The following is a 13,632-nucleotide window of genomic DNA, read 5'->3' on the forward strand; positions in this document are numbered from 1 at the left end:
CGCGCTCCCCGCGCTCGGACCGCGTTCTCCTCCGCGCTCCCCAAACTCAGCCCTCGGTCCCGTCCGCGTACTTGTCCGCGTACTGGCGGGCGAGCGCGAGGAGTCCGGACTCCATCCACTCGGCGGCCACCAGCGTCTCCGGCAGCAGCCGCCGCTCGGTGGTCGCGGCCCGGTGCAGGGAGGCGACCGTGACGCCGTGGTCCGGCCGGTGCACGACGGTGACCGGGTCGCCGGCCCGCACCTCGCCCGGCTCGATCACCCGCAGCAGCGCGCCGGGACCGGCCTCGGCCTGGGTGAACCGCCGGACCCAGCCCTTCGCGTCCACGCCCCGCTCCTCCAGGTGGCCCTGGAAGGTGCGGCAGGGGATCCGTCCGCCGGTCACCTCGACGACCACGTCCTCGCCGATCCGCCACCGCTCGCCGATCAGCGCCCCGTTCACGTCCAGGCCGCTCGTCGTCAGGTTCTCGCCGAAGGAACCGTTCGCCAGCTCCCGGCCCAGCTCCCGCTCCCAGCGGTCCAGGTCCTCGCGGGCGAAGGCGTACACCGCGCGGTCGGCGCCGCCGTGGAAGCGCGGGTCGCACACGTCGTCCCCGGCGACCCCGCTCCGTCCGACCCCGTTCGCACCCGGCGCCTCGATCCGTACGGGCCCGTCGACCGGGCGCTTGTCGATGCCCGTCATCCCGGAGGCGGAGTCGGTGTAGCCGACGGCCTTCGCCCGGCCCGCGTTCACACTCAGTAGCGTCATGGGGGCAGCCTAAGCGGACCTTTCCGGCATCGCCTCAAAGATGTGGTCGAATATTCGCGCTCGCATCCAAGAACCCCTTATGCTCGACTCATGATCGAGGCACGCCACCTCCGCGTCCTGCGGGCCGTCGCCGCCACCGGCTCCTTCTCCGCCGCCGCGCGCGAACTGGGCTGCACCCAGCCCGCCGTCAGCCAGCAGATGAAGGCCCTGGAGACCTCGGCCGGCACCCCGCTGCTCATCAGGACCGGCCGCGAGATGCGCCTCACCCAGGCGGGCGAGGTCCTCGTCCGGCACGCCGCCGGCATCCTCGCCGGGCTCACCGCCGCGGAGGAGGAGGTCGCCGCCATCGCGGGCCTCCGGGCCGGCCGGGTCCGGCTCGTCTCCTTCCCGAGCGGCAGTTCCACCCTCGTCCCCACCGCGCTCGCCGCCCTGCGCGCCGCCCACCCCGGCACCCGCGTCTCCCTCGTCGAGGCCGAGCCGCCGCGCTCCGTCGAGATGCTCCGCGAGGGCGACTGCGACATCGCCCTCGCCTTCCGGTACGGCTCGGGCCACACGGCCGGCGAGTGGGACGACCTGGTGGTCCGCCCGCTCCTCGCCGACCGGCTCGTCGGCCTGGTCCCCGAGGCGCACCCGCTCGCCGGCGCCGGCTCGGTCTCCATCGCCGAACTCGCCGGGGACTCCTGGATCGCCGGCTGCCCCCGCTGCCGCCGCCAGCTCGTCGACGTCTGCGAGGAGGCCGGCTTCACCCCGCGCATCGACTTCGCCACCGACGACTATCCGGCGGTGGTGGGCCTGGTCGGCGCGGGGCTCGGCGTGGCCGTCCTCCCGGAGCTGGCCATCGAGTCCGTGCGGCCCAAGGGGGCCAGGACCGTCGCCGTCGAGCCCGCCGTGGAGCGGGAGATCGTGGCGCTGACCCTGCCGGACCTGGCCCAGGTCCCGGCGGTCGCGGCCACCCTGGACGAGCTGACCAGGGCCGCCACGCGCGCGTAGCCCCCTCCCGGCAGGGCCCCCGGGGTCGGGTCTCCCCTCGTGAGGAAACGTTCCTTCAGGCGTGCCCCACGATCGATCGGCCGGCGGACGTCGCCGGCGCGGCCGCGATCAGGCGGTTGCGCGCGCGTCCCATGAGTTCCTCGCGTTCGTCCTCGGTGAGGCCGCCCCATACGCCGTAGGGCTCCCGCACGGCGAGTGCGTGTGCCGCGCACTGCGCGCGGACCGGGCACCGCATGCAGACCTCTTTCGCCGAGTTCTCACGCGCACTCCGTGCCGCGCCGCGCTCTCCCTCGGGGTGGAAGAACAGGGAGCTGTCGACGCCGCGGCAGGCCGCGAGCAGTTGCCAGTCCCACAGATCGGCGTTGGGTCCGGGAAGGCGGGAGAAATCTGCCATTGCGCTAGTCCCCTTGAAACCGTGTCGAGACGGGTTGGTGGGTGGGCGGGAAGTGGCTGTCGTCCCGGGGTCCTCGTTCCCCGGTCGGTCCGATCTATCCGACTACTGTCGAAGTAGATGTAAATATGACTCATTGCGAATCTAGCCACAGACACCGCGAAAAGGGAAGAAAACCCGCTAAATGGGGCATAGCTTCTGATGATGGACAACGTGACCTGCGGCGCTCTTCTCCGTGCACGGCCCCTCACAAGGAGTGGCGAAGGTCCCGTCCGACCCGTAACTCTTTCGAGTGACCATCGTTGAGAGTGCGAGGCGGTTGAATGAACAAGCGATCGGGCAGGTGTCCGGGAGCGTCAACCGCACAGGTGACGATACGTACCAGCCCTGGAGGCTCAAGGTGACGCGCATCAGCTGCGAGAGCCGCGGAGGTCAGTCATGACCTCCGTTCTCGTCTGCGACGACTCCCCGCTTGCCCGAGAGGCGCTTCGCCGCGCGGTCGCGACCGTGCCCGGCGTGGAGCGCGTGACCACCGCGGCCAACGGCGAGGAAGTCCTCCGCCGCTGGGGCGCGGACCGCTCGGACCTCATCCTGATGGACGTGCGCATGCCCGGCCTCGGCGGTGTGGAGACCGTCCGCCGGCTGCTCTCCGCCGACCCCGGCGCCCGGATCATCATGCTCACCGTCGCCGAGGACCTCGACGGCGTCGCCCTCGCGGTCGCCGCGGGCGCCCGTGGCTACCTGCACAAGGACGCCTCGCGCGCCGAGCTGCGGGCCACCGTCACCCAGGCGCTGGCCGACCCGACCTGGCGACTCGCCCCGCGCCGGCTCCGTTCGGCCGAGATGGGCGCCGCGCCCACCCTCACTGCGCGCGAGATCCAGGTGCTCGAAGGCATGAGCCACGGCCGGTCCAACGCCGAGATCGGACGCGAGCTCTTCCTCTCCGAGGACACCGTCAAGACCCACGCCCGACGCCTCTTCAAGAAGCTCGGCGCCTCCGACCGGGCGCACGCCGTCGCGCTCGGATTCCGCTGGGGTCTGGTCCGCTGAATCGGCGGACACCCGCCGCCTCCCCGTCCGTACCCCCGTCCGCCGAGGGGCGGACGGGGCGGGCCTGTGTCACTTCCCCGCCCGATGCCGCATCCTTGAGGTGTGGAGTTCCTCGGGGACGAGTCGATCGAGCGGAAGGGGAGGGCGCCAGAGATGAATCCCGGCGCACCTGCTCATAACGCTTCGGTGCACAACAACGGACAGGGTGCCACGGACGGACAGGCGTCAAGGCACCATGGAGCGATGCGCGACGACGAGACCATGGGTTCCCCCATGCCTGCCGGGCAGGGGGAGATCGGCGCGCTCGTCCACCGTGCCGTCGAAGGGGACGCGCAGGCCACCCACGACCTGCTGGCGCGCGTCCACCCGCTCGCGCTGCGCTACTGCCGCACCCGGCTCAACCGGCTGCCCGGCGACGCCCGCCACTTCGTCGAGGACCTCGCGCAGGAGGTCTGCGTCGCCGTCCTCATGGCCCTGCCCCGCTACCGGGACACCGGCCGCCCCTTCGAGGCGTTCGTCTTCGCCATCGCCGGACACAAGGTCGCCGACCTCCAGCGGGCCGCCATGCGCCACCCCGGCTCCACCGCCGTGCCCTCCGACGAGATGCCCGAGCGGCCCGACGACTCCCTCGGTCCCGAGGAGCGGGCCCTCCTCAGCGACGACGCCGAATGGGCCAAGAAGCTCCTCGCCAACCTCCCGGAGAACCAGCGCGAGCTCCTCGTCCTCCGGGTCGCCGTCGGGCTGACCGCCGAGGAGACCGGCCAGATGCTCGGCATGTCCCCGGGCGCCGTCCGGGTCGCCCAGCACCGCGCCCTCAGCCGGCTGCGGGCGCTGGCCGAGCAGTAAGCCTCACCGGCCGCCGTCGTCCCTTTCGTACACGTGCGAACGTCCAAAGCTTCCCGCTGATCTTGCTCGTGGAATGAGACACCGCTCCAGCCCGTTAGCATGGACATCCCGCACCGATCAAGGCCATTTGGGAAGGTGTCATGACTGCCAACGTCGACGGAGTGCCCGGTAAATTCGCGACACTCGGGCTGACCTACGACGACGTGCTGCTGCTGCCGGGAGCCTCCGAGGTGCTCCCCAACGCGGTCGACACCTCGTCCCGCATCTCTCGCAACGTCCGGGTCAACATCCCGCTGCTCTCCGCGGCGATGGACAAGGTGACCGAGTCCCGCATGGCCATCGCCATGGCCCGCCTGGGCGGCGTCGGCGTGCTCCACCGGAACCTGTCCGTCGAGGACCAGGTCAACCAGGTGGACCTCGTGAAGCGCTCCGAGTCCGGCATGGTGACCGACCCGATCACGGTCCACCCGGAGGCGACCCTCGCCGAGGCCGACGCCCTCTGCGCCAAGTTCCGCATCAGCGGCGTCCCGGTCACGGCCCCCGACGGCAAGCTCCTCGGCATCGTCACCAACCGCGACATGGCCTTCGAGACCGACCGCAGCCGTCAGGTCCGCGAGGTCATGACGCCCATGCCGCTGGTCACCGGCAAGGTCGGCATCTCCGGCGTGGACGCCATGGAGCTGCTGCGCCGCCACAAGATCGAGAAGCTGCCCCTCGTCGACGACGCGGGCGTGCTCAAGGGCCTCATCACCGTCAAGGACTTCGTCAAGGCGGAGAAGTACCCGAACGCCGCCAAGGACTCCGAGGGCCGTCTGCTCGTCGGTGCCGCCGTCGGCGCCAGCCCCGAGGCCCTGGAGCGCGCCCAGGCGCTCGCCGCCGTCGGCGTCGACTTCCTCATCGTCGACACCTCGCACGGTCACAACAGCAACGCCCTGAGCTGGATGTCGAAGATCAAGTCGAGCGTGAACGTCGACGTGATCGGCGGCAACGTCGCCACCCGCGACGGCGCTCAGGCGATGATCGACGCCGGTGTCGACGGCATCAAGGTCGGCGTCGGCCCCGGCTCCATCTGCACCACCCGCGTGGTCGCCGGCATCGGCGTCCCGCAGGTCACCGCGATCTACGAGGCGGGTCTCGCGGCCCGCGCCGCGGGCGTCCCGCTGATCGGCGACGGCGGCCTCCAGTACTCCGGCGACATCGGCAAGGCGCTCGCCGCCGGCGCCGACACGGTGATGCTCGGCAGCCTCCTCGCGGGCTGCGAGGAGTCGCCCGGCGAGCTGCTCTTCATCAACGGCAAGCAGTTCAAGTCGTACCGCGGCATGGGCTCGCTCGGCGCCATGCAGTCGCGCGGCCAGGGCCGGTCCTACTCCAAGGACCGCTACTTCCAGGCCGACGTCACCTCGGACGACAAGCTCGTGCCCGAGGGCATCGAGGGCCAGGTGCCCTACCGCGGCCCGCTCTCCTCCGTCGTCCACCAGCTCGTCGGCGGCCTGCGCCAGACGATGGGCTACGTGGGCGCCGCCACCATCGAGGAGATGGAGTCGAAGGGCCGCTTCGTGCGGATCACCTCGGCGGGCCTCAAGGAGAGCCACCCGCACGACATCCAGATGACCGTCGAGGCGCCGAACTACAGCAGGAAGTAGTCCGCGCACGCGGGAGGGGGCGGTTCCGGCATGTGGCCGGAGCCGCCCCCCACGCGTGTGTCGGGGATACTGGTAGGCGCAGACATAGAGGGAAAGGCCACACATCGTGACTGAGATCGAGATCGGGCGCGGCAAGCGCGGCCGCAGGGCGTACGCGTTCGACGACATCGCCGTCGTACCGAGCCGGCGCACCCGGGACCCGAAGGAGGTCTCGATCGCCTGGCAGATCGACGCCTACCGCTTCGAGCTGCCCTTCCTGGCCGCCCCCATGGACTCGGTCGTCTCCCCGCAGACCGCCATCCGGATCGGCGAGCTCGGCGGCCTGGGCGTCCTGAACCTCGAAGGTCTGTGGACCCGGTACGAGGACCCGCAGCCGCTGCTCGACGAGATCGCCGAGCTGGACGAGGCCACCGCGACCCGCCGTCTGCAGGAGATCTACGCCGCTCCGATCAAGGAGGAGCTGATCGGGCAGCGCATCAAGGAGGTGCGCGACTCCGGCGTCGTCACCGCCGCCGCGCTCTCCCCGCAGCGCACCGCCCAGTTCTCCAAGGCCGTCGTCGACGCGGGCGTGGACATCTTCGTCATCCGCGGCACCACGGTCTCCGCCGAGCACGTCTCCGGCGCGGCCGAGCCGCTCAACCTGAAGCAGTTCATCTACGAGCTGGACGTCCCGGTCATCGTCGGCGGCTGCGCCACGTACACCGCCGCCCTGCACCTGATGCGGACCGGCGCCGCGGGCGTCCTGGTCGGCTTCGGCGGCGGCGCCGCGCACACCACCCGCAACGTCCTCGGCATCCAGGTCCCGATGGCGACCGCCGTCGCCGACGTGGCCGCGGCCCGCCGCGACTACATGGACGAGTCCGGCGGCCGGTACGTGCACGTCATCGCCGACGGCGGCGTGGGCTGGTCCGGCGACCTGCCCAAGGCCATCGCCTGCGGCGCGGACGCCGTGATGATCGGCTCCCCGCTGGCGCGCGGCACGGACGCGCCCGGCAAGGGCCACCACTGGGGCATGGAGGCCGTCCACGAGGACGTGCCGCGCGGCAAGCTGGTCGACCTGGGCATCGTCGGCACCACCGAGGAGATCCTCGCCGGTCCGTCGCACACCCCGGACGGCTCGATGAACTTCTTCGGCGCCCTGCGCCGCGCGATGGCCACCACGGGCTACAGCGAGCTCAAGGAGTTCCAGCGCGTCGAGGTCACCGTCGCGGACGCGCAGCACAAGCGCTGACGCTCTCGGTACGTACGGGAGAGGGCCCCGCACCGGTCGGTGCGGGGCCCTCTCCCGTACGCGCGCGTGCTCCGGGTCAGTCGGAGGCGCCGGCCTTCTTGGCGCCGGAGAAGGCGGCGACGGCGCCGAGCGCGAGGAAGAGGAAGGTGAGCGGGTCCTTGGCCTCGCTCCATGCCTCGGTCAGCATCCCGAACTCCTGGAAGAAGAGCTCGGTGAAGGAGGCGCCGAACTCCTTGGAGACGAAGACGGCGATGCCGACGAGCTGGCCGAGGTAGACCGCGCCGAGCGAGAGGATCGCGCTGACGACGGGCAGCACCGGGTTGTTGCCGCCGACCTTGCCGGCGGCGAAGCCGACCGCGAAGCCGACGCCGACGGCGGCCCAGCCGATCTCGGCCTCGAAGCCGCCGAGGATGGCGCCGTAGATGCCGGCGGTGACCAGCGCGGCGACGACGGCGGTGAGGATGCCGAGGCCCACGTTGTTCCGGCGGGGGGCGGGCGCCGGCGGGTAGGCGCCGAAGGGGTTCTGGCCGGCGGGCGCCTGGCCGTAGGGGTTCTGCCCGACCGGGGGCTGTCCGACCGGCGGCTGGCCGGCGGGGGGCTGACCGTACGGGTTCTGGCCGTAGGGGTTCTGGCCGGCCGGCTGCTGGCCGGGCGTGCCCTCGGCGTACGGGTTGCCGGGCGGCGGAACGGGCTGGCTCATGACGGGTCCCCCTACGGTGGATGGCGCACGGTTGTGCGATCGAGAGGGCCGGAGACTAGCAGTCCGTTCGGACAGTGGCCCACCCGTTACCGAGTGCTCGGGGCGGGGGCGGGCCGTGGCCGGATCTTTTCGGTCGGGGTTCGCGGTGGTGCTCGCCGAGGCGTTCGCTGTGGTCAGAGGCGGTGCGCCGTGCCGGCCGGGGTGGCGCCCCGGGTGTCGAGGAGGAGCTGCGCCTTCACCGCGAGGCCCTGGAGGTCGTAGACGCGGTGGTGCTGGAGCAGGATCGTCAGGTCGGCGTGGGCGGCGGCCTCGTAGAGGGAGTCGGCGCGGGGCACGGGCAGGTCCCGCACGCGCCAGTCGGGGACGTGCGGGTCGTGGAAGCTGACCGTCGCGCCGAGGTCCATCAGACGGTGGGCGATCTCGTCGGCGGGGGAGCCCTCGCGGTCGGCGAGGTCGGGCTTGTACGTGATGCCGAGCAGCAGGACCCGGGCGGCGCGGGCGGACTTGCCGTGTTCGTTGAGGAGCGCGGCGGCGCGCTGGACGACGTACTGCGGCATCCGCTGGTTGACCTGGCCGGCGAGTTCGACGAGGCGGAGCGGGCGGTGGGTGCCGAGCCGTTCGACGGGGAGGCCGTGGCCGCCGACGCCGGGGCCGGGGCGGAACGCCTGGAAGCCGAAGGGCTTGGTCTCGGCGCAGCGGATCACGTCCCAGAGGTCCACGCCGAGTTCGTGGCAGAGCACCGCCATCTCGTTGACGAGGGCGATGTTGACGTGCCGGAAGTTGGTCTCCAGGAGCTTGACGGTCTCGGCCTCGCGGGGGCCACGCGCGCGTACCACCTTGTCGGTGAAGCGGCCGTAGAAGGCGGCGGCGGACTCGGTGCACGCGGGCGTGAGGCCGCCGATGACCTTCGGGGTGCCGGCGGTGCCGGGGATGCGGTTGCCGGGGTCGAGGCGGCCGGGGGAGTACGCGAGGTGGAAGTCGCGGCCGGCCCGCAGGCCCGAGCCGTCCTCCAGGAGCTCGCGGAGGACGCCCTCGGTGGTGCCGGGCGGGACGGGGGACTCCAGGAGCACGGTGGTGTGCGGGCGGAGCCGTGCGGCCAGGGCGCGGGCGGCGTCGGTGACGGCGGTGAGGTCGAGGGTGCCGTCGGGGCCGAGGGGGGTGGGGGCGCAGACGACGGCGGTGCGGACCCGGCCGAGTTCGGCCGGGCTGGTGGTGGCCCGGAAGCCGCCGGAGAGCATGCGGCGGATCTCGGAGGCGGTGAGGCAGCCGTCCACCGGGGGGCGGCCGGCGGCGAGTTCGGCGACCGGGTGGGGGTCGGTGTCGAAGCCGACGGTGGCGATGCCCGCGGCGGTCGCGGCCTGGGCGAGGGGGAGTCCGTGGTGGCCGAGGCCGATGACGGCGAGGTCTGCGGGCATGGGGGGTGGGCCGTCCTTCCCGGTAGCCGTTGTCCGTTGCGTACGCAACAGCCTGCCTATGCAATGTCAGACTAGGAGTAAATATGACCGATATGCGGCATTGCGTGATCAAAGGTCGCCGAGTGTTATCCACACCGGGTGTTATCCACAGGTCCGTGCGGGGCGGTGGCCGATGCCGCCGGACCGGTCCAGAATCGAGACGATGAGCCGGGCCGTACGGAGGCCCGGTTCGCCGCTGAGCGACGAAGCGGCCGGGACGCAGGGACGCAGGGACGACGCAAGGACGACGGGAGGCGGCAGCCGTGAGGACAGCGACACTGGGACCCGCCGAGCGCACCGCGGCGCTGGAGGCCATGGCCGAGCGCGAGCTGGACGTGCTCGTCGTCGGCGGCGGGGTGGTCGGCGCCGGCACGGCCCTCGACGCGGTCACGCGCGGGCTCTCCACCGGCATCGTCGAGGCCCGGGACTGGGCCTCCGGCACCTCCAGCCGCTCCAGCAAGCTCATCCACGGCGGGCTGCGCTATCTGGAGATGCTCGACTTCGCCCTCGTCCGCGAGGCGCTGAAGGAGCGCGGACTCCTCCTGGAGCGGCTCGCCCCCCACCTGGTGAAGCCGGTCCCCTTCCTCTACCCGCTCCGGCACCAGGGCTGGGAGCGGTTCTACGCGGGCTCAGGCGTCGCCCTGTACGACGCCATGTCCGTCTCCTCCGGCCACGGCCGGGGCCTTCCCGTCCACCGCCACCTCAGCCGCAAGGGCGCCCTCCGCGTCGCCCCCTGCCTGCGCAAGGACGCCCTCACCGGCGCCCTCCAGTACTACGACGCCCAGATGGACGACGCCCGCTTCGTCCTCACCCTCGTCCGCACCGCCGCCTCCTACGGCGCGCTCGCCGCGGGACGCGCCCGCGTCGTCGGCTTCCTCCGGGAGGGCGAGCGGGTCGTCGGCGCCCGCGTCCAGGACGTCGAGACCGGCGGCGAGTACGTCGTCCGGGCCAAGCAGATCGTCAACGCCACCGGGGTGTGGACCGACGACACCCAGGCCCTCATCGGCGAGCGCGGCCAGTTCCACGTCCGCGCCTCCAAGGGCATCCACCTCGTCGTCCCCAAGGACCGGATCCACTCCACCACCGGCCTCATCCTGCGCACCGAGAAGTCCGTCCTCTTCGTCATCCCCTGGGGACGGCACTGGATCGTCGGCACCACCGACACCGACTGGGACCTCGACAAGGCCCACCCCGCAGCCTCCAGCGCCGACATCGACTACCTCCTCGAACACGTCAACACGGTGCTCGCCACCCCGCTGTCCCGCGACGACGTCCAGGGCGTCTACGCCGGCCTGCGCCCGCTGCTCGCCGGCGAGTCCGACGCCACCAGCAAGCTCTCCCGCGAGCACACCGTCGCCCACCCGGTGCCCGGCCTCGTCGTCGTCGCCGGCGGCAAGTACACGACCTACCGGGTGATGGCGAAGGACGCCGTCGACGAGGCCGTGCACGCCCTCGACCAGCGGGTCGCCCCCTGCGTCACCGAGGACACCCCGCTGATCGGCGCCGAGGGCTACCGGGCGCTGTGGAACGCGCGGGCGAGGATCGCCGCCCGCACCGGCCTCCACGTCGTCCGCGTGGAGCACCTCCTCAACCGCTACGGCTCCCTGACGGAGGAACTGCTCGCCCTCGTCGCCGAGGACCCCTCGCTCGGCGAACCGCTCGCCGCCGCCGACGACTACCTGCGCGCCGAGGTCGTCTACGCGGCCTCCCACGAGGGCGCCCGCCACCTCGACGACGTCCTCACCCGCCGCACCCGCGTCTCCATCGAGACCTTCGACCGCGGCACCCGCAGCGCGCGCGAGGCGGCGGAACTCATGGCCCCGGTCCTCGGCTGGGACGAGAGCCGGATCGAGAAGGAGATCGAGCACTACGAGAAGCGGGTCGAGGCGGAGCGCGAGTCGCAGCGGCAGCCCGACGACCTCACGGCGGACGCCGCCAGGCTCGGTGCGCCCGACATCGTCCCGATCTGACGGGGGCTCCGCCTGACGGGCCGTCCGGGACCGGAGGGAACCCGGGGGTGGCGGTGGCGCGTCGTCATACCGGAGTCTGGACCCGGGGGCGCCGCCCGCCGTGAGGTGAGGGACAATGGGCTCTCTTCCAGGGCGGGTTGCCGGAGCGTGCGGAGTGCGGCGGGCGCGGCGGAGATCAGGGATCGCAGAGGGGACGCATGTCGGAGTCGGAGCAGTCGCGGGACACGGCGAAGGACCCCCGGCGGGACGCCGCCGCGGGGGCCGCGACCGACGGCGGGCGGGGGACGGTTCCGGCCGCGCGCGAGGCGGAGCGGGACGGTGCGGCGCGGGACACGGAGCCCGCCGCGGCCGGAAAGCCCCAGGTCGCCGAGCCGGAGGGCACGGAACCTCAGAAGACGGAGCCTCAGAAGACGGAGCCCCGGCGGGCGACGCCCCAGGACGCCGTGTCCGCGGACACCGCGCCCCAGGACGCCGTGGCCCGGGAGGCGCGGGCGGGTACGGGCGCGGACGCGCCGAGGGACCGGGTCCCGGGGACCGAGCCGTCCACCGGCCGGGCCGGGTTCGGCGCCGGGGACGGCGACGGGCAGCGCCCCGCGGCCGACCGGCTCCGCAAGGGCTCCTCGTCCACCACCGCCGAGACCGAGGGCCGGCTGCTCGCCGGCCGCTACCGGCTCGGCGCCCTCCTCGGACGCGGCGGCATGGGCACCGTCTGGCGCGCCGTCGACGAGACGCTGGGCCGTACTGTCGCCGTCAAGGAACTCCGCTTCCCCAACAGCATCGACGACGACGAGAAGCGCCGTCTGATCACCCGGACCCTGCGCGAGGCCAAGGCCATCGCCAAGATCCGCAACAACGGCGCCGTGACCGTCTACGACGTCGTCGACGAGGACGACCGTCCCTGGATCGTCATGGAGCTCATCGAGGGCAAGTCGCTCGCCGACGCGGTGCGCGAGGACGGCGTGCTCACCCCGCGCCGCGCCGCCGAGGTCGGCCTCGCCATCCTCGACGTGCTGCGCTCCGCGCACCGCGAGGGCATCCTGCACCGCGACGTGAAGCCGTCCAACGTCCTCATCTCCGACGACGGCCGCGTCGTCCTCACCGACTTCGGCATCGCCCAGGTGGAGGGCGACCCCTCCATCACCTCCACCGGCATGCTCGTCGGCGCCCCCTCGTACATCTCGCCCGAGCGCGCCCGCGGCCACAAGCCCGGCCCGGCCGCCGACCTGTGGTCGCTGGGCGGTCTGCTGTACGCGTCGGTCGAGGGCTGCCCGCCGTACGACAAGGGCTCCGCGATCGCGACTCTCACCGCCGTCATGACCGAGCCCGTCGACCCGCCGAAGAACGCGGGCCCCGAGCTGGAGAAGGTCATCTACGGGCTGCTCGCCAAGGACCCGGCGCAGCGGCTCGACGACGCCCGCGCCCGGGTGCTGCTGCGCGCCGTGCTCGACGCACCCGAGCCGACGCCGGAGCCGGGCCCCGAGGTGACCAGGGTCGTCCCGCTGCCGACCCGCCCCGAGCGGGAGCCGCAGGTCCCGGCCGCCGACCCGGCGAAGGCTCCCGAGCCCGCCGCCGAGCGGGTGCGGGGCGCCCTCGCCTCCGTGCGGAACGCGGCGGCGGCGGCCAAGGGCGAGTCGAAGGCGAAGGACCGCGCCAAGGGCAAGGGCGCGACGACCGGCGCGGGCCCGTCCCGGACCGGGTCGCCGCAGGACGGCCCTCGTACGGCTCCGGTCCGCGCCCCGCTGACCGACGTCGTCCCCCGCCGCACCCTGGTCATCATCGCCGCGGTCGCCCTCCTCGCCGTGCTCGGCACCATCCTCGCCGTCTCCCTGAGCGGCGGCGACAAGGGCGACGAGGGCAAGGGCGGCGACACCACCGCCTCGGCCGGTGCCACCGCCGGCGGCAACGGCGGCGCCGGCACCGACGGCGGCGCGAGCGGCTCGCCCAGCGACCCCGGCCAGCAGGGCGACGCCCAGCCCGGCGGCGACGGCGCGGCGGCCGACGGAGGCGCGGCGGCGACGGGCGGCGCGACCGACGGCTCGACCGGCTCCCCCGACCCGTCCACCGATCCGACCGGCACCACCCCCAGCGCCAAGCCGAGCGCCGGCAGCGGCACCGGCGCCACGCTCCCGGCCGGCTACAAGCTGGTCACCAACGACCGCTTCCGCTTCTCCATGGGCATGCCCTCCTCCTTCGTCATGCGCCCCATAGACGGGTACAGCGGCGGCGCCATATGGAGCGAGAAGGGCGGCTTCCCGCGCGTGCAGGTCGACTTCAACGGCAGCCCCAAGGACGACGCCAAGGCCGCCTGGCTCGCCGCCGTCGGCGGGGTCCGCCTCACCAGCAGCGGCTACAAGCACCACGGCATCGACACGGTGTCGTGGAAGGGCTACCCGACCGTCGCCGACTGGAGCTTCGAGCGGAACCAGAAGGGCGAGCGGGTCCGCGTCCTCAACCGCGGCTTCAAGGTCGACGCGAAGCACGGCTACTCGATCATGATCACCTGCAAGGCCGCCGAGTGGGACGGCGCGGAGTGCCGGACGCTGCGGGACACGGCGTTCGCCACGTTCACGCCCAAGGACTGACCGGGGCCCCGTATCGTGAGAGGCGGGGGA

The 13,632-nt window shown here is 72.9% G+C and carries 11 protein-coding genes; 7 read left to right on the forward strand and 4 right to left on the reverse strand.

The features are described 5' to 3' along the window. Positions 1-46: 46 nt before the first annotated feature. Positions 47-745 carry an MOSC domain-containing protein gene (locus ACFYT9_RS09360; protein WP_389161960.1) on the reverse strand — a complete coding sequence of 233 codons (699 nt, stop codon included), beginning with the start codon at positions 743-745 and terminating at the stop codon, positions 47-49. Positions 746-835: 90 nt separating this feature from the next. Here ACFYT9_RS09360 and ACFYT9_RS09365 point away from each other — a divergent pair, with 90 nt between their 5' ends. After that, positions 836-1,735 carry a LysR family transcriptional regulator gene (locus tag ACFYT9_RS09365; protein WP_376599557.1) on the forward strand — a complete coding sequence of 300 codons (900 nt, stop codon included), beginning with the start codon at positions 836-838 and terminating at the stop codon, positions 1,733-1,735. A gap of 55 nt (positions 1,736-1,790) precedes the next feature. Here the strand turns inward: ACFYT9_RS09365 and ACFYT9_RS09370 are convergent, their stop codons facing one another. Then, positions 1,791-2,129, reverse strand: a complete 339-nt coding sequence (locus tag ACFYT9_RS09370; RefSeq protein WP_376599559.1) for a WhiB family transcriptional regulator — start codon at positions 2,127-2,129, stop codon at positions 1,791-1,793. A 435-nt stretch (positions 2,130-2,564) separates the two neighbouring features. Here ACFYT9_RS09370 and ACFYT9_RS09375 point away from each other — a divergent pair, with 435 nt between their 5' ends. From ACFYT9_RS09375 to ACFYT9_RS09390, 4 genes are all read left to right on the forward strand, one after another. Continuing rightward, the gene (locus ACFYT9_RS09375; protein ID WP_003948568.1) at positions 2,565-3,176 is read left to right on the forward strand and encodes a response regulator transcription factor; all 612 of its coding nucleotides are present in this window, start codon (positions 2,565-2,567) and stop codon (positions 3,174-3,176) included. 243 nt (positions 3,177-3,419) lie between these two features. Then, entirely contained in the window at positions 3,420-4,022 is a 603-nt protein-coding gene (locus tag ACFYT9_RS09380; protein WP_376599561.1) for a sigma-70 family RNA polymerase sigma factor, read from the forward strand. Positions 4,023-4,162: 140 nt separating this feature from the next. Beyond that, positions 4,163-5,665, forward strand: coding sequence for an IMP dehydrogenase (guaB, locus tag ACFYT9_RS09385; protein WP_376599563.1), 1,503 nt, complete (start codon positions 4,163-4,165; stop codon positions 5,663-5,665). Positions 5,666-5,771: 106 nt separating this feature from the next. Then, a complete protein-coding gene (locus tag ACFYT9_RS09390; protein WP_376599565.1) occupies positions 5,772-6,896 on the forward strand; it encodes a GuaB3 family IMP dehydrogenase-related protein in 1,125 nt (374 codons plus the stop codon). A 76-nt stretch (positions 6,897-6,972) separates the two neighbouring features. On the opposite strand, the gene ACFYT9_RS09395 is transcribed toward ACFYT9_RS09390, so the two are convergent. Together ACFYT9_RS09395 and ACFYT9_RS09400 are read right to left on the reverse strand one after the other, a co-directional pair. Beyond that, on the reverse strand, positions 6,973-7,596 hold the full coding sequence (locus tag ACFYT9_RS09395; protein WP_387279693.1) for a hypothetical protein: 624 nt from the start codon (positions 7,594-7,596) through the stop codon (positions 6,973-6,975). Positions 7,597-7,769: 173 nt separating this feature from the next. Further along, positions 7,770-9,011, reverse strand: coding sequence for a nucleotide sugar dehydrogenase (locus ACFYT9_RS09400; protein ID WP_389161962.1), 1,242 nt, complete (start codon positions 9,009-9,011; stop codon positions 7,770-7,772). A gap of 302 nt (positions 9,012-9,313) precedes the next feature. Here ACFYT9_RS09400 and ACFYT9_RS09405 point away from each other — a divergent pair, with 302 nt between their 5' ends. Together ACFYT9_RS09405 and ACFYT9_RS09410 are read left to right on the forward strand one after the other, a co-directional pair. Next, positions 9,314-11,020, forward strand: coding sequence for a glycerol-3-phosphate dehydrogenase/oxidase (locus ACFYT9_RS09405; RefSeq protein ID WP_376599718.1), 1,707 nt, complete (start codon positions 9,314-9,316; stop codon positions 11,018-11,020). Positions 11,021-11,217: 197 nt separating this feature from the next. Beyond that, on the forward strand, positions 11,218-13,602 hold the full coding sequence (locus ACFYT9_RS09410) for a protein kinase (protein ID WP_389161964.1): 2,385 nt from the start codon (positions 11,218-11,220) through the stop codon (positions 13,600-13,602). Positions 13,603-13,632 lie beyond the last annotated feature (30 nt).

Origin of the sequence: Streptomyces sp. NPDC004435 (assembly GCF_042873895.1) — a bacterium.
In the GTDB taxonomy this organism is placed as follows: domain Bacteria; phylum Actinomycetota; class Actinomycetes; order Streptomycetales; family Streptomycetaceae; genus Streptomyces.